The sequence below is a fragment of the Devosia sp. genome (assembly GCF_036676215.1).
In the GTDB taxonomy this organism is placed as follows: Bacteria; Pseudomonadota; Alphaproteobacteria; order Rhizobiales; family Devosiaceae; genus Devosia.
Genome location: NZ_JAKFDJ010000203.1, coordinates 1 through 17,834, shown reverse-complemented (window position 1 = coordinate 17,834; position 17,834 = coordinate 1). Strand labels below are relative to the sequence as shown.

Annotated in this window: 16 protein-coding genes and 1 pseudogene; 8 read left to right on the top strand and 9 right to left on the bottom strand. The window is 62.4% G+C overall.

Translation table 11 applies throughout. The annotated features are described in order from the left end of the window. The first annotated feature begins 14 nt into the window (after positions 1-14). Together V6M52_RS16630 and V6M52_RS16625 are read left to right on the top strand one after the other, a co-directional pair. Complete coding sequence (locus V6M52_RS16630; RefSeq protein WP_332688721.1) at positions 15-224, top strand: cold-shock protein; 210 nt, start codon at positions 15-17, stop codon at positions 222-224. Between the two features lie 397 nt (positions 225-621). Further along, on the top strand, positions 622-921 hold the full coding sequence (locus V6M52_RS16625) for a hypothetical protein (RefSeq protein WP_332688723.1): 300 nt from the start codon (positions 622-624) through the stop codon (positions 919-921). A 40-nt stretch (positions 922-961) separates the two neighbouring features. Here V6M52_RS16625 and V6M52_RS16620 read toward each other — a convergent pair whose 3' ends face one another. Beyond that, complete coding sequence (locus V6M52_RS16620; protein ID WP_332701912.1) at positions 962-3,205, bottom strand: putative bifunctional diguanylate cyclase/phosphodiesterase; 2,244 nt, start codon at positions 3,203-3,205, stop codon at positions 962-964. Between the two features lie 88 nt (positions 3,206-3,293). Further along, complete coding sequence (locus V6M52_RS16615) at positions 3,294-4,331, bottom strand: LacI family transcriptional regulator (protein WP_332701910.1); 1,038 nt, start codon at positions 4,329-4,331, stop codon at positions 3,294-3,296. A 279-nt stretch (positions 4,332-4,610) separates the two neighbouring features. Between V6M52_RS16615 and V6M52_RS16610 the strand changes: the two genes are divergently transcribed. From V6M52_RS16610 to V6M52_RS16590, 5 genes are all read left to right on the top strand, one after another. Further along, positions 4,611-5,927, top strand: a complete 1,317-nt coding sequence (locus tag V6M52_RS16610) for an extracellular solute-binding protein (RefSeq protein WP_332701908.1) — start codon at positions 4,611-4,613, stop codon at positions 5,925-5,927. Between the two features lie 248 nt (positions 5,928-6,175). Next, on the top strand, positions 6,176-7,066 hold the full coding sequence (locus tag V6M52_RS16605; RefSeq protein ID WP_332688731.1) for a carbohydrate ABC transporter permease: 891 nt from the start codon (positions 6,176-6,178) through the stop codon (positions 7,064-7,066). Then, the gene (locus tag V6M52_RS16600) at positions 7,066-7,881 is read left to right on the top strand and encodes a carbohydrate ABC transporter permease (RefSeq protein WP_332688733.1); all 816 of its coding nucleotides are present in this window, start codon (positions 7,066-7,068) and stop codon (positions 7,879-7,881) included. The genes V6M52_RS16605 and V6M52_RS16600 overlap by 1 nt, the downstream gene beginning before the upstream one ends. Beyond that, positions 7,878-11,078, top strand: a complete 3,201-nt coding sequence (locus V6M52_RS16595) for an alpha-mannosidase (protein ID WP_332701906.1) — start codon at positions 7,878-7,880, stop codon at positions 11,076-11,078. Before V6M52_RS16600 ends, V6M52_RS16595 begins: the two co-directional genes overlap by 4 nt. A gap of 10 nt (positions 11,079-11,088) precedes the next feature. Beyond that, positions 11,089-12,144: an ABC transporter ATP-binding protein gene (locus V6M52_RS16590; RefSeq protein ID WP_332701905.1), complete on the top strand. Its 1,056-nt coding sequence runs from the start codon at positions 11,089-11,091 to the stop codon at positions 12,142-12,144. 21 nt (positions 12,145-12,165) lie between these two features. Here V6M52_RS16590 and V6M52_RS16585 read toward each other — a convergent pair whose 3' ends face one another. The 3 genes from V6M52_RS16585 to V6M52_RS16575 all read right to left on the bottom strand — a co-directional run bounded on the left by V6M52_RS16585 (position 12,166) and on the right by V6M52_RS16575 (position 14,766). Continuing rightward, positions 12,166-12,522, bottom strand: coding sequence for a hypothetical protein (locus V6M52_RS16585; protein WP_332701903.1), 357 nt, complete (start codon positions 12,520-12,522; stop codon positions 12,166-12,168). A 57-nt stretch (positions 12,523-12,579) separates the two neighbouring features. After that, a complete protein-coding gene (locus V6M52_RS16580; protein ID WP_332701901.1) occupies positions 12,580-14,004 on the bottom strand; it encodes an MFS transporter in 1,425 nt (474 codons plus the stop codon). Between the two features lie 204 nt (positions 14,005-14,208). Beyond that, complete coding sequence (locus tag V6M52_RS16575) at positions 14,209-14,766, bottom strand: TetR/AcrR family transcriptional regulator (protein WP_332687765.1); 558 nt, start codon at positions 14,764-14,766, stop codon at positions 14,209-14,211. Positions 14,767-15,116: 350 nt separating this feature from the next. Here V6M52_RS16575 and V6M52_RS16570 point away from each other — a divergent pair. After that, positions 15,117-15,248, top strand: a pseudogene (locus V6M52_RS16570) (dihydrofolate reductase family protein); the annotation flags it as partial. A 45-nt stretch (positions 15,249-15,293) separates the two neighbouring features. Here V6M52_RS16570 and V6M52_RS16565 read toward each other — a convergent pair. From V6M52_RS16565 to V6M52_RS16550, 4 genes are all read right to left on the bottom strand, one after another. Beyond that, positions 15,294-15,650 (bottom strand): DUF2200 domain-containing protein, encoded by a 357-nt coding sequence (locus V6M52_RS16565; RefSeq protein ID WP_332687766.1) that lies wholly within the window; start codon positions 15,648-15,650, stop codon positions 15,294-15,296. A 124-nt stretch (positions 15,651-15,774) separates the two neighbouring features. After that, positions 15,775-16,305, bottom strand: a complete 531-nt coding sequence (fabA, locus tag V6M52_RS16560; protein WP_332701900.1) for a bifunctional 3-hydroxydecanoyl-ACP dehydratase/trans-2-decenoyl-ACP isomerase — start codon at positions 16,303-16,305, stop codon at positions 15,775-15,777. A 33-nt stretch (positions 16,306-16,338) separates the two neighbouring features. Continuing rightward, positions 16,339-16,956, bottom strand: coding sequence for a TetR/AcrR family transcriptional regulator (locus tag V6M52_RS16555; protein ID WP_332687768.1), 618 nt, complete (start codon positions 16,954-16,956; stop codon positions 16,339-16,341). A gap of 308 nt (positions 16,957-17,264) precedes the next feature. Beyond that, positions 17,265-17,753, bottom strand: coding sequence for a RidA family protein (locus V6M52_RS16550; protein WP_332687769.1), 489 nt, complete (start codon positions 17,751-17,753; stop codon positions 17,265-17,267). Positions 17,754-17,834: the final 81 nt, after the last annotated feature.

Sequence of the window (17,834 nt, the reverse complement as noted above, 5' to 3'; positions counted from 1 at the left end):
GTTAGGCTTTAGCCATGATCACCGGCACCGTTAAGTTTTTCAATTCCACCAAGGGCTTCGGCTTTATCTCCCCTGAAGATGGCAGCAAGGACGCTTTCGTCCATGTTTCCGCTGTCGAACGCTCGGGCCTCAATGGCCTCTATGAAGGCGACAAGGTTACCTATGAGCTCGAGACCGGCCGTGATGGCAAGGCTTCGGCTGCCAACCTGACGCTCGTTCAGTAACAAACTGCCGGGCCCGCCTCGCGCGGGCCCGATCTCTCCGGCATGTTGCCGGAGCATTAGAAAGAGATCCGAGCGCATTGCCGGATCACCAGAGAAAACATGACATATCCAGACTTCCAGGCTCGCGCCGAGCTTTTTCTCGGCAGCGACTGGCAAACCGCGTCGGCACAGGGAGCGCGCAGCTTCCGCACCGCCGCCCAGGCAATCCGCTTCGCTCTCGAGGAAGCCGCTCCCGTCAGCCTTCGTGGCGCCCGTCTCACTATCGGCGACACGACGTTTTCGCCCGAGCAGTTCACCTGGCTCTATCGTAGCCCCGACTACCCGCTTCCCCGCAAGCACCAGGACAATCCGTCCCGCTCGCGTCGCCGCCCGGCAATTCATTCCAAAGGAGATTCCAATGGTGGACATCGACTACAACGCCAGAGCCGAACTTTTCGTCGCCAAGCGCTACGCCAAGACCGCGGCAGCGCAGTATCGGCGCTTCGCCAAGGCGTCTGAAGCTATTCAGTACTGCATGGAGGAACTGCCCGAAAACGCTTTGGCCGGCTCCTTCCTTGAAGTCGACGAACGGCGATTTGAGGGCAAGGCCATCAGGGCGCTTTACGAGGCAGGGGGCTATCCCCTGGCACGGGCAAAGGCCGCGACGGCCCGGGCAACCGTCCATACCGCACCGGCGCAGGCCGCCGCTGGCATGTAGCTACACTCTCCCGCGCGCCAAGTAAGCTTGGCGCGTGGGATTAGCCTGCACTGGCCGCCGACCTGGGGTTCGTTGTCTCGGTTGCGCTAGCAGTTGCGGCCAGCAGCATCGCCTCCAGCTCCATCGGCGGCAGCGGCCTGGCCAGCAAATAGCCCTGCAACTGGTCGCATCCCATTGCGCCCAGCAACTGGCGCTGGGTCTCGGTCTCAACGCCCTCGGCGGTGACACCCATATGCATGGCCCGACCCAGATCGATTATCGAGCGCACAATGCCGTCGATTTCGCCATTCTTGCCGAGCTGGGCAGTGAATGATTGATCGATCTTGAGCTTGTCCACGCCGTGGTTGCGCAGATAGCTGATCGAGGAATAGCCCGTTCCGAAATCGTCGAGCGCAATTCTGATGCCCCGGGCCCGCAGCCGCATCAGCGTTTCCTGCACCATTGGCGAATTCTGCAGCAACAGCCCTTCGGTTATCTCGATCTCGAGGCGCTTGGCCTCCAGCCCGGTCTCAGCCAGTATCTGGAATACCCGGTCGGCGAACCGCTCGTCGCGAAACTGCAGTGGGGAAGCGTTGACGGCCACCCAGGGCAGTTGCGATTTCACCGCATAGCTGCAGGCCTCGCCGAGCACCCACATGCCCAGCTGCCCGATCAGGCCGCGTTCTTCGGCCAGCCCGATAAAGCTGGCGGGTGACAAGCGCCCGCGCTCCTGGTGTTCCCATCGCACCAGCGCCTCCGCACCGATCACGGCGCCCGAATGCGTGCCAAAAATCGGCTGATAGACGAGATGCAGCCCGCTGCCCGCCGCCAGGGCGGACCGCAGGTCCATCTCAAGCGCCCGCTTCTCCCTGACGGCATCGTCGAGTTCGCCGGCAAACAACTGGCAGCGGGCGCGGCCATTGTCCTTGGCCTCGTAGAGGGCGATATCGGCCTGCCGCATCAGGTCCTCGGCAGTGACATCGGAATCTGATGCCACGGTCACGCCGACGCTGGCCCCGACGCGCGCCTCTGAACCGGCGAGATCGAATGGCGGTTCGAAGGCCGCCACGATCTCCTGGCCAAGGGCCACAGCCGACTGGATGTCGGTCACTTCGAACTGAATGACGGCAAATTCGTCGCCGCCGAGCCTGGCCACGGTGTCGACTTCGTCCACGAGTGCGGCGAGCCGCTTGGCGCTACGCCGGATCAGCTCATCGCCGGCCGGATGGCCCAGCGTGTCATTCACATGCTTGAAACGGTCGAGGTCAATGTAATGCAGGGCTAGCCTTGAGCCCGTGCGGCGCCGGTTGGCCAGCGCCTGGTCAAGGCGGTCTTCGAACAGTGCCCGATTGGGAATGCCGGTCAGGGAGTCGTGAAAGGCCAGGAACGAGGCCTGCGCCTTGCTGATTTCGAGCATTGTTGAGGTTCGTCGCAGGCGGCCCAGAAGCATGATAACGGCCAGCGCCGCGATCGCCACGCCGCCGCCAATCACTGGCGCGGTGTCCCGGATCAATTCGTAAGCCGGCTCCTGCGGCACCCAGGAAAAAAAGCCGACAATGCGGTTCTGCGCATTGAGCAGGGGCGCGGCGATCCGCTCGTCATTGGTCTGGGCGGTGCTTTCGAAGGCCAGTCCATGCACCTCGAATTTTCTGCCAATCTCTTCGGCGACGGACTGGTCAACGAAACGAAGTGAAATATGCAGGAACTCCGATCCCGGCGCCTGCTGCACCGCATCGCTCGATGGAACGATCGGGCGTACGCTGGCGAGCGCCGGCATATCGCCCGCCAGCACGACAAGGTCGCGCACGCCCATCCCGGTCACCGCTTCAGTCGAATCTGGCAACCCCTGGGCGGCGGCCGCCATCTGCTTCCGCAGTCCGGACACCAGTGGTGCGAGTGCGTTCCTGTCCTGGTCGTAGATCAGGCCATCGGCCGCCACACCTTTCTCCACCGCGCGGACAGGCCGGCTCTGCGCGTCGAGAATGTAGACCCGGTCATGCCCGAAATAGCTGCTCATCCATTCTGCGAGATTGTCGGCGATCCAGGGCCGGTTGTTGGCGCGCAGATTGATGACCGCATCATCCCAGATCGCCGCGCTGTCCTGCTCGACTGGCAGCCGCTGAGCGATCTCGGACAGGCCCACATTCACCGCCCGCGCTTCCCGCGCGATCGATCGGTCATCGATGTTGGAGGCTGCCCACCACCCAAATCCCGCCAGGCTCGCGATCAGCACCGTGGCCAGCGCGAAGGAGAGATAGGTGATCTGCTTGGACAGCGAGGTGGTCTGTAAGCTCGAAGAGGTCAACTGCGCACACCAGTTTGGTGGGCCAGCATACCCCACCGATCACTAACGATGGCTGACCGGGCAAAGGCAAAAATGGACCATTCGGCGCCTAGCTGCGCCAATGCGGCTGCGGCTCAGCCATGGTCTGCAGGCCGGTGATGTCCGCCCCTTCGATGCGCTTGAGCAGCAGGCGCGTCAGTTCACCGCCGGCGGCGAACACGTCCTCGCGGATGCTGTCGAGCGAGGGGAACAGCGTCGGCAGTATGCCTGAGGTCTGCTTGTAGATCAGTTGCACGTCGCGCCCCAGCACCAGCCCGCCCTCCTGCAGCCCGCCCACCAGCGCGATGGTGCGCATTTCGCTGTCGCAGATGATCCCGTCCGGCCGCTCCGTCCGACCCGCCAGGTCGAGCCCGACCTTACGAATCTCCCCCGGCGTCAGCCCCCTGGTATCCTCCAGCACTTGGCCCTCCATGCCGGCCCGCGCCGTCGCCCGGTGAAAGGCGGTGACGATATTGTGGTAATTGGTCGTGCTGTCATCCCCGATCACCAGCATCGCCTGGCGGCACCCCTTGCTGGCCAGCCGCTCCACCGCCATGGCAGCGAAAACCTCGGAATGAAAGTCGTGATAGGGGTGCGGCGTGAAGAATTCCGTTCGCCCGTGGCTGACAAAGGGGAAGTCCGCGTCGATCATCATCTGCACGCGTTTGTCGCGCGGCCCGGTATGGGTGATGATGACGCCGTCGGCCGTGCGGTTGTCGAGAATATAGCGGATCGTGTCGGCGCTGAGATTGCGCTCGAATTCGGGGATCACCGTCAGGTGGTAGCGCGTGCCCTTGATGGCATGGCCGATGCCCTGGATCATCTGCCGCGCGAAATCGATCGAATCCTCGGCTCCGTCCAGCACCAGTGCGATGACATTGGTCTTGCCTGTGCGCAGCCGCACGCCGGCGCGATCGGGGACATAGCCCAGCGCCTTGGCCGCCTCGGCCACCTTGTCGCGCGTCTCCTGCTTGAGCGTCGTGCCCCCGCGCAGCGACAGCGACACCGTCGACAGGCTCAGCCCGGTCACTTCGGCAATGGTGCGCAGCGTGACGCGCTGGTTGGCGCCACCCCGGCCCTTGCCGCCTGCTATGGTCTTCTGGCTCATGCGCTCATTGTCCCCACGCCTCCGCTTTTACACCGGCAGACGCGGAAACCAAACCACCATGTTTTGCAACGATACATATGGCATCAGTCGGAACTTGAAACGATTGCAGAACATTAACATACTGATTTATAAGCAGATTTATTAAGGAATGTCATCGTTCCTGTCCAAACGCGATTCTCAATTGCAACGTTGCATCACCTGTGGTTACCTCACGGCGCGCTGAATGAGCTTCCGCGCAGGCCGCTCACAGAGGCGGCGCGAGCAGCAGAGGAGGAGTTGATGCTCAAGCAAGGTTTTCTGACCACGGTGGCCGCAGTGTCGCTGCTGGCCGCCGCCGCGATCCCCGCGAAGGCCGAAGTGTCGATAATGTATATTGAAGCCTTTGGTGCGCTGATCGAGTCGGGCATCGAGGCCTTCGAGGCCGAGACCGGCGAAACCGTCAAGGCCATCAAGCTGCCCGGTCAGGGCTATGACCAGCGCATCGCGCTCGATCTCAGCGCCGGCACTGCCGCCGACGTCAATCTGGTCGATAGCTTCATGGTGTCCGAACTGGCCGCCGCCGGCTATCTGCATCCGCTCAACGAGCAGGCCGCCGCCTGGGATCAGTACCAGTACTACATGCCGGGCCTGCTCGAGGTCGCCTCCTACCAGGGCAATGTCTATGCCCTGCCCACCGATACCGACGTCCGCATGCTCTGGTACGACAAGTCCAACTTCGAAAAGGCAGGCATCGCCATGCCATGGCAGCCCAAGAGCTGGGCCGACGTGCTCGATGCGGCAACCAAGCTCAAGGATGCCGGCGTGCAATATCCGTTCCAGCTTCCTGCCGGCACCAAGCAGGCAGAGGCTGCCACCATGCAGGGCGTCTATATGGCCCTGCTCGGCGCCGATGTGCCCGAGGACGATCGCAACCGCCTGCTCAACCGCGAGACCAACCAGTGGATCGGCGACAGCCCCGCCTTGCGCCGCACTTTCGATCTCTACCACCAGGTCTATGTCGCCCAGCAGCTGAACCCGGCCGATCTCAACTACGCCACCGATATCGGCGCCGCCGTCCGCCAGGCCCTGGCCGATGACAAGCTGGGCATTCTCGCTTCCGGCTCCTGGGAAGATGCCTGCCTGTGGGATTGCAACAATCCCCCCAGCCGCGAAGACCGCGACGCCCAGGTCGGCTGGACGCCATGGCCGGGTTCGGGTGAACCGGGCACCAAGGAAACGACCAACATCTCCGGCGGTTGGACCATCGGCATCAATGCCGCCGCCGCCGACAAGGAAATGGCCTTCAAGCTGGTCACCGCGATCTTCGATGAAGCCAATTTCAAGGCCTGGACCTTGGCCAATCACCGTATGGCGGTCCGCACTGATATTTCGGAAAGCCCGGAATATACCGCCGATCCGTTCCTGGCCGAAGCGACGGCGCTTGCTGCCGATACCACCGGCCGCGACACGGTCCCCGGCTACCAGACGGTCTCTGCGCTGATCCAGCAGGCCACGTCCGACCTGCTCGATGGCGTCGAGGTCGAGGAAGTCGTCCAGAACTACCATGACGCTCTCGTCGACGAATTCGGCGAAGAGAACGTCATTACCTACGAATAGCGAGTCCCCTCCCGACGCGACGGCGCCCGAACTGTCCTCCGGGCGCCGTCGTGACGGGGAGGCTTGATCCGGATGGTGCAGCACCCACTGCGCGGCACCTCCCCCTCGACGGGGGAGGTTGGGAGGGGGTGTGAGAGCCCGGATATTCGGGCCAACCGCCCCCCTCCCCAGCCTCCCCGCGAAGGGGGAGGGTGCCCATCGAGTTCGTGGCGCCACCACGCCAAGCGAGTGAGCGAAAGGCCAAAAGAATGAAAAACCAGGCCAATCCCTGGCTCACCAGCAATCTCCTGGTTCTCGGCCTTGGCATGCTGCCGGCGGCGCTGCTCATCTGCGCGCTGCTCTATTTCACCGTCTGGGCCTTCGCCTTCAGCTTCACCGATCTGGCCTTGGTCGGCCGCAAGTCGGTGGAATGGAGCTGGGTCGGCCTGCAGAATTTCGAGCGGCTATTTACCCGCCGCGGCTTCCTGGAATCGCTCTGGACCACCGTCATATTCGTCTTCTTCTCGGCCATTGTCGGCCAGTCCGTCCTGGGCTTTCTATTGGCGGCCCTGCTGCGCGGCAGCCAGTCCGCCATCCGTACCGTGGTGGAAGTCTGCATCATGCTGGGCTGGCTGCTGCCCGATATCGTCGCGGCCTTCCTCTGGTCGGCCACCACCGCGCAGACCGGCCTGATCAATCAGCTCATCGTCGTGCCGTTGGGCTTTGCGCCGATCAATTTCATCAATGAATATGCCCTGCCCGTCGTCACCATTGCCAATGTCTGGAAGGGCACCGCCTGGTCCTACCTGCTGTTCTCGGCAGCCTTGGATTCGGTGTCGCGTGAGGTCGTCGAAGCAGCCACAGTCGATGGCGCCACCCCGTTTCAGCGCATCTGGCTGGTGCAGCTGCCGATCATCCGGCCGCATATCGCCACCAACATGCTGTTCATCACCATCTGGACCTTCACCTATTTCCCGCTGATCTACGCCATGACCGGCGGCGGTCCGGGCCGGCAAACCGAGACCCTGGCGGTCTTCCTCTACAATCAGAGCTTTTCACGCGGCAATCTTGGCTTTGGCAGCGCGATTTCTGTCGCCATGCTGGTCATTGTCGGGCTGTTGTCGCTGGTCTATCTGCGCATGCTGCGGGAGCCGAAATAATGGAATCCAGTCCCGCCACCTCGCGCCTCACCGCCATTGCACTCAGCTTCATGGCCATTATCTGGGTCAGCCCGTTTTCCTGGCTTATCCTCAATGCCTTCAATCCTCTCTCGACCGGCCAGCTCGAAATCCCGCGCAGCATCGGGCTGGACAATTTCGCCCTGGCGGTTAGCGGCAATGCCGGGCGGCAATTCCTCAATTCCATGCTGATCGCCGCCGGCACGGCGACGCTCAGCGTCGTGGTCGGCATTTCGGCTGCCTATCCGCTGTCGCGGCTGCGCATTCCGGGGCGCAATGCCTTCCTGTGGACGCTGGTGCTGCTGCGCATGCTGCCCTCGGCCGGTGTCCTGGTGCCGCTCTATTTTGCGGCCCAGCGCGGCGGACTGCTCAACCAGTTCGGCGTCATCATCGCGCTGACCATTCTCAATCTCCCCTTCACCCTGCTGCTGCTCAAGAACTTCTTCGACACCGTACCGATCGAGCTCGAGGAAGCGGCCTATGTGGAAGGGGCGAGCCTGTTCCAGATCGTCACCCGCATCGTGCTGCCCATGTCGCGGGCCGGCATTGCCGTGGTCTGGTTCTTCAGCTTCACCGGCGCCTGGAACGAGTTCCTGTTGCCGCTGATCTTTGCGCGGGTGCAGGATGCCTTCCCCATGTCGGTGGGGCTCTACGCGGCCTTCGGCCAGCAGGGCGCCATCAACTATGGCTTCCTGACCGCCTTCTCGATCATCTACGCAGCGCCGGCGATCGGCGTCTATTTCTTGTTGCGGCGAAACATGAACACAGGGTTCGCCGGTGTCGGAGTCAAAGGATGACCTATTCCAACCCCCTTTCGTCCAAGCTTGCGCTGCAGGACGATGACCTCAAGATGGAAGGCAAGCTCATCCGGCTTTGCGCCGATCTGGAGCAGAAGATCCTGACGCCCATCGCCGACGCTCCCTTCCAGTGGCATGTGCAACGGGCCGACACGACCGCCGAGGCGGCGCTGGGCGCCGACTGGCGCAAATGGGAGCGGTTCGGCCCCCATTCCGTCTGGGCCAAGAAGCAGGGTCACACCTGGTTCGCCGCCGAAGTGGAAGTCCCCGAAGCGGCGCGCGGCCAGACCCTGGTGCTCAAATTCACCAGCCAGTGGCAGGATCGGCCCGGCTCGACCGACCCGCAGTGCCTCGCCTATCTCGATGGCAAGATTGCCCAGGCGCTGGATGGCAACCACACCGAACTGGTCATCGAGCGCAAGGCCAAGCCCGGCAGCAAGCACGCGCTGATGGTCAATGCCTTCACTTTCTTCGATCGGCCGCTGGTCGGCTTTACCGTCCAGTTCTTCGTGCGCAACGAGCGCGCCGAAAAGCTCTATTACGACCTGCGGACCCCGCTCGATGTCGCCATCCGCCTGCATCAGTCGGACTCGCGCCGGCACGCCATTCTCGCCATCGTCGACCGCGCCCTGCGCGCCCTCGATCGTCGCGGTGGCCATACCGAGGCTTTCGCCGCCTCGCTGGGCGCTGCCGAAAAGATCGCCGCCGGGATCTACAAGCTGGTCGATACCGAGACCCAGCCGCAGATCACCGCCGTGGGCTCAACCCATCTCGATGTCGGCTGGCTCTGGCGCGTCATGCATACCCGCGACAAGACCGGCCGTAGCTTTGCCACGGTGCTCAACCTCATGGAAGAGTACCCCCAATTCGTCTTCATGTATAACCAGTCGGTCCTCTTCGACTTCCTCAAAAAGGACTATCCCGAGCTCTGGGATCGCCTGAAAAAGCGGGTGAAGTCCGGCCAGTTCGAGATCGAAGGCGCCATGTGGGTGGAGCCTGACGTCAACATCGTCTCGGGTGAATCTCTCGTCCGCCAGATCATGCGCGGCCGCCGCTTCCATCTCGAGGAATTCGGCGTCGACCCCAAGACCGTCTGGCTGCCCGACACCTTCGGCTATTCCGCCAATCTGCCCCAGGTGATGGAAAAGTCGGGGCTCAAATACTTCGTCACATCCAAGCTCAGCTGGAACGACACCGACCGCTTCCCCTACGACACCTTCTTCTGGCGTGGCATCGATGGCACCGTCACCAAGGCCCAGCTCATCACCGCCCAGCGCTATGAGAGCGAGGAGATTTTCACCACTTACAATGGCGATCTCTCGGTCTCAGAAACCATGGGCGCCTGGAAGCGCTACGAGCCCAAGGCCGTCAACAACGAAGTTGTCATGTCCTATGGCTATGGCGACGGCGGCGGCGGCCCCACTCGCGGCATGATCGAGCGCGGCATCCGCCTCGAACGCGGCATTCCCGGCGCGCCGCGCGTCAAGCTCGAAGGCATCGTTCCCTTCCTTGATCGCCTCGGCAAGCGCATGGACGCGGCCGGCTCGAAATTCCCCACCTGGAATGGCGAGCTCTACCTGCAGTACCACCGCGGCACGCTGACCTCGGTGGCCAAGAACAAGGCCAACAACCGCAAGGCCGAGCGCCTGCTGCGCGAGCTGGAATTCCTCGGCGCCATGGCGCTGACCCAGACCGGCGCCCCCTATCCCGGCGCGATCCTGGCCGAGTTCTGGGAACTGGTGCTGATCAACCAGTTCCATGACATCCTGCCCGGCACCTCCATCCCCGAGGTCTATGTCGACAGCGACAATGAGTATGGTCAGATCTTCTCGACCCTGGGGTCCGAGAACGGACCCTGGCATTCGGCCGCCCAGGCTTTCGCCAAGCCCGGTGCCGATCAGCTGCGCCTGTTCAATTTCACCGGCCAGACCCGTTCATCACTCGTTCATCTCGGCGGCGAAACTGTGTTGGAGGGCGCCTCGCTCGCCATTGCCGAGGGCATCCAGCCCATCCAGAAACTGGTCTTTGCCGACGGTTCGAGTGGCTTCGGTGCCCCCGTATCCGACATTTCTCCCCTCGGCTGGACAGGGGGACAAGTTGTAGCCGGCGGCGCGGCCAACCACACCTCGCCCCTCTCGGTCTCGGCAACTCATCTCGAAAACGAACTGCTCAAAGTCAGCTTCGACAAGGCTGGTGAGATCACCTCGGTCTTCGACAAGACGCGCAATCGCGAGACCCTGGCCAAGGGTGAAAAGGCCAATCGCCTCATCGCTTATGAAGACAAGCCCATGGAGTGGGACGCCTGGGATATCGACCGCTATTTCGAGGAACAGTTCTGGCCACTGTCCGACGGCAAGGCCACCATCTCGGTGGTCGAAACCGGCCCGCACCGCGCCGCCGTCCGGGTCGAACGCAAGTATCAGGCGTCCACGGTCGTCCAGGTCATTTCGCTCGAGGCCGGCGCAAGGCAGGTCGAGTTCGACACCTTCATCGACTGGCAGGAACGCCATACCGTGCTCAAGGCGCAGTTCCCCTTCGATCTCAATACCTCCGAAATCCGCTCGGAAATTCAGTTCGGCCACGTCAAGCGCCCAACCCACCGGAACACCAGCTGGGACAAGGCCCGCTTCGAAGCGTCGATGCACCGCTGGGTCGATCTCAGCGAAAGCGACTTCGGCGTCGCGCTGCTCAATGATTGCAAGTATGCCTATGATTGCCTTGAGCAATCCGTGCGGCTGACGCTGGTGCGGGGCTCGACTTTCCCCGATCCGCAGGCCGATCTCGGTGAGCATCGCCTGCGCTATGCGCTCTTCGTGCATGATGGCGTGGCTGACCTCGCCGATGTGCATCGCGCCGCCGAGCGCTTCAACAACCCCGTCGCGGTGGTCGGTTCGCGCCAGCATGCCGCAAGTCCGGCGAGCGAGTTTCCCAGCTTCAGCTTTGCCAGCGTCGATCAGTCCAACGTCACGCTCGAGACCGTCAAGAAGGCGGAGAAGTCCGATGCGGTGGTGCTGCGCCTCTTCGAGCACGCCAATATCCGGGCCGAGGCCACCATCAGTTTCGGCATCCCGGTCAAATCGGTGCGCAGCGTCAACCTGATGGAAGAGGGCGATAGCAAGCTGCTGGAGCTCAAGGACAATAGCGTGACCCTGTCGTTGCGGCCCTTCGAGATCGCCACGCTGTTGATCGAAAGCTGAGGAGACGACAATGGCCGATGTTTCGCTGCGGGGCGTCCGCAAGTCCTATGGCTCGGTCGAGGTGGTCCATGGGGTGGACCTCGAGATCAAGTCCGGCGAGTTCGTGGTCTTTGTCGGGCCTTCGGGCTGCGGCAAGTCCACTTTGCTACGCATGATCGCCGGGCTCGAACCGATCTCGGGCGGGGATATCTCGATCGGTGGGAAAGTTGTCAACGACATACCCTCGCCCCAGCGCGGCATCGCCATGGTGTTCCAGAGCTACGCCCTCTACCCCCACATGTCCGTTTACGAGAACATGGCCTTCGGCCTCAAGCTCGCCAAGACACCAAAAGACGAAGTAGATCAAAGGGTTAGGGAGGCTGCGAGAATCCTCCAGATTGAGGGATATCTCGATCGTATGCCCAAGGCGCTCAGCGGCGGCCAGCGCCAGCGCGTCGCCATTGGCCGCGCCATCGTGCGCAATCCCAGGGTATTTTTGTTCGACGAACCGCTCTCAAATCTTGACGCCTCCCTGCGCGCCCAGACCCGTATCGAGATCGCCAAACTGCACGATACGCTAACCGCCACAATGATTTACGTCACCCACGACCAGGTCGAAGCCATGACCCTGGCCGACCGCATCGTCGTGCTCAATGCGGGTAAGATCGAACAGGTCGGCACACCGCTCGAACTCTATCGCAACCCCGTCAACACCTTCGTCGCCGGCTTCATCGCCAGCCAGCGCATGAATTTCACCCCGGTGACCATCGAAGCCGGAAAGCTGGTCCTGCCAGGCAACAAAAGCCTCGCCCTGACCCACCCGCAACTGGCCAATGTTCGAACCATCGGCATCCGCCCCGAACATCTGCTCCTAGCGGATGCGAACAGCGCCGACCTGACCGGCACCTTATCGGTGATCGAGCAGTTCGGCGAATATGCCCTGGCCTATGTCGAGCTGCCGAGCGGCGACCTGGTGACGGTCAAGCTCGATGGCGCTCCCGACCTGCAACTGCACCAAACCGTCCATATCGGCGTGCCGCCCGACGCAGTTCACCTCTTCGACGAGGCCGGCCGCGCCCTGCGTTAGCAGGCGGACCGGCCATGCCGGTCACCCCCGGTGGCTTCTGACGATCTTGGCGATCACCACCAGCGACGACAGCACGATCGCCCCTGCCATGGATGGATGCAGCATGGAGGAGAGACTGGCTTCGGGATCGGCCCGGAACAGCCAGCCAACCAAGGGGATGGCAAAGAGACCGGCGGTGAGCCCGACCCACCAGCGCAATGCCTTGACCCGGGCGTCGCGCAGCACGCCATAGCTCATCAGCACGATGGGCAGGGTGGTAACGAGACCGAAGCCCGTGAGAATTAGCACGGGGACGGCATAGGCCGACCAGGCGACATAGCGCGGAGCGACTTTGCCAGCCTCGCGGTTGGACCTCGCGGTGGATTCGAGAGTGGTCATTTTGATGTTCCTTTGAGAATAGGGGACTGCCGGCACGCCATTGCGCCAGCAGCAGGATCAGCGGACCGCCTTGGGTCCGAAAGCGGCGGTGACGGCGGCGGCGAGCAAAGCAAGGCCCGCGGCGGTTAGGAAACCCCAGCTATGGCCGGCGCTCAGCGCTTCGATCTGCGGCATGCCGGTTTCGGCCAGCGCCGTTGTTCGGGTGGCCGAGATGGTGAAGATCACCGCGAGGCCAATGGCCGCCCCGATCTGCTGGCTGGTATTGACCAATCCACTGGCGAGGCCAGCATCGGCTTCGCTGACACCCGAAACCGAGAGTTCGGTGCCGGCAACGAAGGCGCCGCCCAGGCCGGTGCCGATGAGCAGGCTCGGCCCCAGTAGATGAACGAGGAAGCTCGCATCGGTCGGTGCGAAGGAGAGCCAGACGAGGCCTATGGCAAAGATCAGCAGGGAGGCAACCAGTGTGTCGCGCGAACCGAAGCGGGCGATGGCGGCAGGAGCGACGCCGGCAACGACGACGAGTGTCATGGCCAGCGGCAACTGGCTGAGGCCGGCGGTCATCGCGTCATGGCCCAGCACATCCTGCATATAGAGTGAGAGCGCGAAGAAGAGACCCGTAACGGCGCCGCCGATCAGCATCACCGCCACATTGCCAGTGCTGACGGCGCGATTGCCGAGAATGCGGAAATCGACCAGCGGCGCCTTCGACCTCAGTTCGATGACGATGAAGGCAATCAGCAGGGCCATGCCTGCGGCGAGCAGGCCCAGGGTCAGTGGAGCGAGAAAGCCCAGCTCCAGCACCACCGAGAGCGCGGTGACGATGGCGATGAGGCCGGCGGTAACAGTTAGGGCGCCTGGGATATCGAGCGGGTCACGTGCTGCGGCGACCTGGTCGCGACCGATCAGAAAGGGAATGCTGGCGAGGACGAGGAGCCCTACGGGCACATTGATGAAGAAGATCGAGGCCCAGCCGAACTGCGCTGTGAGCACGCCGCCGAGCAGCACGCCGGCAACGCTGCCGAGGCCCGCCACGGCGCCCCAGATGCCAAGCGCCTTGTCGCGGCCCTGGCCGGTGGGGAAAAGCTGCATCAGCAGAGATAGGGCACCCGGCGCGAGGAGCGCCGCTGAAGCGCCCTGCGCGGCGCGGGCCGCCAGCAGCGCACCGCCATTAGGCGAGAGGCCGGCCGCCAGCGAGGCGGCGATGAAGCCGGCCGTGCCGACGAGGAAGATGGTGCGGTGCCCGATGCGGTCGGCGAGGCGCCCGCCCAGTAGCAGCAGGCCGCCGAAGGGCAGCACATAGGCGGTGATGACCCAGCTCAGGAGGGACGGATCGAGCCCGAGCCCCTGGCCGAGTCGGGGCAGGGCGATATTGACGATGGACGCATCCAGCACCACGAGGAACTGGGCGAGGGCGAGGACGGTTAGCGCCAACCAGCGACTGGTGCGGCGGGCGGCGCGGAGCGGTTCGGCGAGTGTAGTCATGGTACTTCTCCAGAGTAGAGTGATCAATCACTCACTAAGTTGACAGTGAAATGCCCGAAATGGGCGCCGCTGGCGGAGCCTGCGGATAGTGGTGGTTGGCAATGGTCTGCTTCATGTGGAAGCAAGAGCGACTCCGAACGCTGTCGCGTCAGCGATGGGTCCGACAAATCGGGGCTCTCCCCGGCCGCTCCCCGGGAGCGTTTCTCAATAGTGGCTCATCCCCTTCCATAGCGTTTGTGCCCAGTCGTCGGTCAGCTCGGTCAAGTCCGTGGTGACGATCAGATGGCAGAGCTGGCCGTAGGCGATGAAGCTTTGCACGGCCGTGTCGCTGGCACTCGAGCGAGATTTGGCAAGGCGCACGAACTTGGCCAGTCCCCGCCGCACCACCGCCTTGACGGCGGGAATATCGGCAGCGCTCTGGGCGTGGACCTGGATCATCAAGATGTCTCGGTCGACGATCAGCCGCGCATAGGCCTCGCCCATGGCTTCGAGAATGCCCTCCGGACTGGGGTCGGTTGCCGCATCGGCTGCGGATGCCAGCGTTTCGAGGATGATCTCGTAGCAACGCTCCATGGCGGCGACGAACAGCACTTCCTTGGTCGGATAAAGCTTGAACACATAGGCCTGCGAAATACCCGCCTTGGCCGCCACCGCCGCAACCGGCGTCGAGCCATAGCCCGATTGCGCAAAGACCGAGAGCGCGGCCGCGATGATACTGGCGCGGCGGGTGTCGGCATCGGAGAGTTTGAGGTTCGTATTCATGCGTAGAGTGTGTAGTCACTCACTATCGAGGAGTCAAGCGCATGTTTTGGATTTCGCGAGGAACGGGTGCTGTTGCGCGTGATTGGGTCGAGACATCGACGCTGGTCAAAGTCGACAAAGCGATTCCGGCAGAACTCTGCGCCGCTCACCCGGTTGCTCTGCGGTCGGGCAATGCAGAAATCATGATTTCTGCACCGAAAGTCCGCTTTGCGCCACCAGCCGACACTACAGCAAAGGTAGGACCAGGTCGGGTGAGCGCGTCTACAGCGCCATGGCGGCTTCGTAAGCCGACTGCATCTTTGCGAGGGCCGATGCCTCGGGCAGTGGTGCTCCCAGGTGGAGATGCCTCGTATCGACTCTACCTCTGCCCTGTTGTGCTCGGTTCCGGCAAGCCCTGCTTCGCCGGCCCTCCGCCGCTCCGTCTTGCAGCCAGCGAGCGATTGGACGAGGACGTGATCAGGTTGGCATATGTTCCGGCCTGATCACACAACTCGACTGACGCCGTCACGCCCGACGGCCCATGCGAGCTACTGCCGCAGGATCTTCGGCATTGGCTTCCCCTTGGCGAGTTCATCGACCAGTTTGTCGAGATAACGGATTTCCCGCATCGTGGGTTCCTGAATGTCCTGCACGCGGACGCCGCAAACCACGCCGGTGATTAACGAACGACACGGATTCATCTGCGGCGCCTGCACGAAAAAATCCTCGAAGTTGGTCTTCTTGGCCAATTCACTATCCAGCGACGACTGGCTGTGTCCCGTCAGCCAGCGGATGATCTCGTCAACCTCCGCTTTCGTGCGCCCCTTCTTCTCCGCCTTGGCGACATAGTGCGGATAAACGCTCGACACGCTGGTCGCATAGATGCGGTGGTTCTTGCTTTCCATGCACCCTCCTGCAGGTTCCGGAACGGCGTTTAATGATAGGCAAGCTCGGGAAATTGTCGATAGGAAGGAACGCTGGCCGGCCGCCATGCTTGTCAGCCACAAGCCAGACTTGGCGGGTTGTCGTTCAGGTTGAGGGTGATATCAGGCTCACCTTCATGTCCTGGGCCAGGTAGACGCAGGCATCGTCGGCAAGCACGCGGCCATCCGCTATCCCGACGACCAGTTTGCCGCGCCTGACTTGACGCATGTCGATCTCGTAGCGCACGCGCTGGGTTTGCGGCGTGATCTGTCCCCTGAACTTGACCTCCCCGACACCGGACGCGCGGCCCTTCCCCGGCGAGCCGGACCAGCCAAGCCAGAAGCCGATGATCTGCCACATGGCATCCAGCCCGAGACATCCGGGCATCACCGGGTCGCCGGGGAAATGACAGCCGAAAAACCAAAGATCTGGCGTAATGTCCAACTCGCCGATGACGTGACCCTTTCCGTATTTGCCGCCATAGAGGCTGATTTCCGTGATGCGATCCATCATCAGCATGGGTGGCGCCGGCAACTGCGCATTGCCTGGACCGAAATAGCCACCTCTGCCCGATTTCAGCAGGTCTTCCTTTGTGTAGGACGATTGCGGTGTGTGGAACTCGTTGAGATCAAACAATGAACTGGCCTTTGGTGCGGGGCATGGCGGACGTCAGCTGTCGTGATCGCCGAAATCGACGCCTGAATTCTCGTTCAGGCGCAACGCGGCCGCTATGAAGGCCCAGATCTCGTTGGTCAGGTTTTCAGGATCGGGCCGTGGTTCTCGCATCAGGGCGCCGATCAGCGCCTGCCGAATTCCCCCGCTCATCAACGCAATGGTGAGGTGGGGGTCCATGTCACTGGGAACCATGCCGCCGCGCTGTGCCGCTTCGAGCATTTGTGCCCCGGCGGCAAGGTTCCGGTTTGTGAAATTTGCCTCGACATCCAAGACTTCGGGAGAACGGCTCAAGGCGCCTATGACGAGAAGGGCGAAAGGATGGGCATAGTGAAACCTGACATAGGCAGCTATTCGCCCCTTTTCCCTATCGACCCAGGTTTTCGAGGGCCACTTGGCGGCGCTGAACACTTCTATGTCGAGCCGACTGTAGAACGCCTCCACCACCGCTGCGATCAAACCCGCCTTCGAGCCAAAGTGGTGGTATGCCAGCCCAACTGAAACCTGCGCCCGCTTTGCAACCGCCTGCATTTCCAGGTGCCCGTGGCCCTGGATGAGCTCTTCCTGAGCCGCATCAATTAGTCTCTCGCGCGTCCCGATGCTGACAGCAGGCATTTTCGATCCAAAGTGCTAAATTGAATTCAATTCAGACGACGTGTGCGATCTTGTCAAGCGTGACGATTGCCTCCACGGCGCATTTCACCTTCGCTCGACGCAACGGCAACCGCCCGCCATAGCCAGAAGCGGTCGCGGGTTGATGTCCGACGTGCCATTCCGTGAAGCCCCGAATGCCTAGGAGCCGGTTCCACCAGCGGGACGCGGGTTACACAACCCGACCAGCTCCACCTCCTCCTGCACGTCCCCATGCGTACTTATCGGTAGCATTCTCATAGTTGGCGACCGTGCCTGACCTGGCTGCGCCACTATTCCAGCATGACCACGGCTTCGACCTCGAAGAGCATGGGCTCGACTGCAAGCTTGGGGACGGGGATCAGCGTCTGCGCCGGGAGCGTCTCGCCGAACATTTCCTTGACGTTCTTGGTCAAGACCTCAAGCTTTGACATGTCGTGATCAACCACGAAGACCGTGAGCTTGGCGACCTGGTCGGGTTTCGCACCGAGTCCATCGAGAGCGGCGCGAAGATTGGCGTAGGCCTGCTTAACCTGGACCGCGAAGTCGGGCGACAAGGCTCCCGTGCTATCCTGGCCGCCCTGTCCGGAAATATAGGCCACCTTGGCTCCGCCTGGTACAATCACCGCCGTGCTGTAGCCATTCGGCGTCGGGTCGTAGAGGTTCTGTGGATTAACGATGGTCAGCTTGAGATCATTCTCGTTCGCTGTCGTCGCAGCGGAAACGCCCATGGTCATGATGATTAGCCCTCCGATAAGCAGATGTTTGACTGTCCGTGACATGGTTTTCTCGTGGCTCTGCGAACTGCGAGCAACTTACCTCGCGGCCGGCAGGATTGAACTTTAACCTATCGCCCGCACGAC

What these genes read in the sequence shown, in the direction of transcription:
- V6M52_RS16630 (WP_332688721.1), top strand. Translation starts at nt 15, where the DNA reads ATGATCACCGGCACCGTTAAGTTTTTCAATTCCACCAAGGGCTTCGGC.
- V6M52_RS16625 (WP_332688723.1), top strand. Translation starts at nt 622, where the DNA reads ATGGTGGACATCGACTACAACGCCAGAGCCGAACTTTTCGTCGCCAAG.
- V6M52_RS16615 (WP_332701910.1), bottom strand. Translation starts at nt 4,331, where the DNA reads ATGAGCCAGAAGACCATAGCAGGCGGCAAGGGCCGGGGTGGCGCCAAC.
- V6M52_RS16610 (WP_332701908.1), top strand. Translation starts at nt 4,611, where the DNA reads ATGCTCAAGCAAGGTTTTCTGACCACGGTGGCCGCAGTGTCGCTGCTG.
- V6M52_RS16605 (WP_332688731.1), top strand. Translation starts at nt 6,176, where the DNA reads ATGAAAAACCAGGCCAATCCCTGGCTCACCAGCAATCTCCTGGTTCTC.
- V6M52_RS16600 (WP_332688733.1), top strand. Translation starts at nt 7,066, where the DNA reads ATGGAATCCAGTCCCGCCACCTCGCGCCTCACCGCCATTGCACTCAGC.
- V6M52_RS16595 (WP_332701906.1), top strand. Translation starts at nt 7,878, where the DNA reads ATGACCTATTCCAACCCCCTTTCGTCCAAGCTTGCGCTGCAGGACGAT.
- V6M52_RS16590 (WP_332701905.1), top strand. Translation starts at nt 11,089, where the DNA reads ATGGCCGATGTTTCGCTGCGGGGCGTCCGCAAGTCCTATGGCTCGGTC.
- V6M52_RS16585 (WP_332701903.1), bottom strand. Translation starts at nt 12,522, where the DNA reads ATGACCACTCTCGAATCCACCGCGAGGTCCAACCGCGAGGCTGGCAAA.
- V6M52_RS16580 (WP_332701901.1), bottom strand. Translation starts at nt 14,004, where the DNA reads ATGACTACACTCGCCGAACCGCTCCGCGCCGCCCGCCGCACCAGTCGC.
- V6M52_RS16575 (WP_332687765.1), bottom strand. Translation starts at nt 14,766, where the DNA reads ATGAATACGAACCTCAAACTCTCCGATGCCGACACCCGCCGCGCCAGT.
- V6M52_RS16565 (WP_332687766.1), bottom strand. Translation starts at nt 15,650, where the DNA reads ATGGAAAGCAAGAACCACCGCATCTATGCGACCAGCGTGTCGAGCGTT.
- V6M52_RS16555 (WP_332687768.1), bottom strand. Translation starts at nt 16,956, where the DNA reads ATGCCTGCTGTCAGCATCGGGACGCGCGAGAGACTAATTGATGCGGCT.
- V6M52_RS16550 (WP_332687769.1), bottom strand. Translation starts at nt 17,753, where the DNA reads ATGTCACGGACAGTCAAACATCTGCTTATCGGAGGGCTAATCATCATG.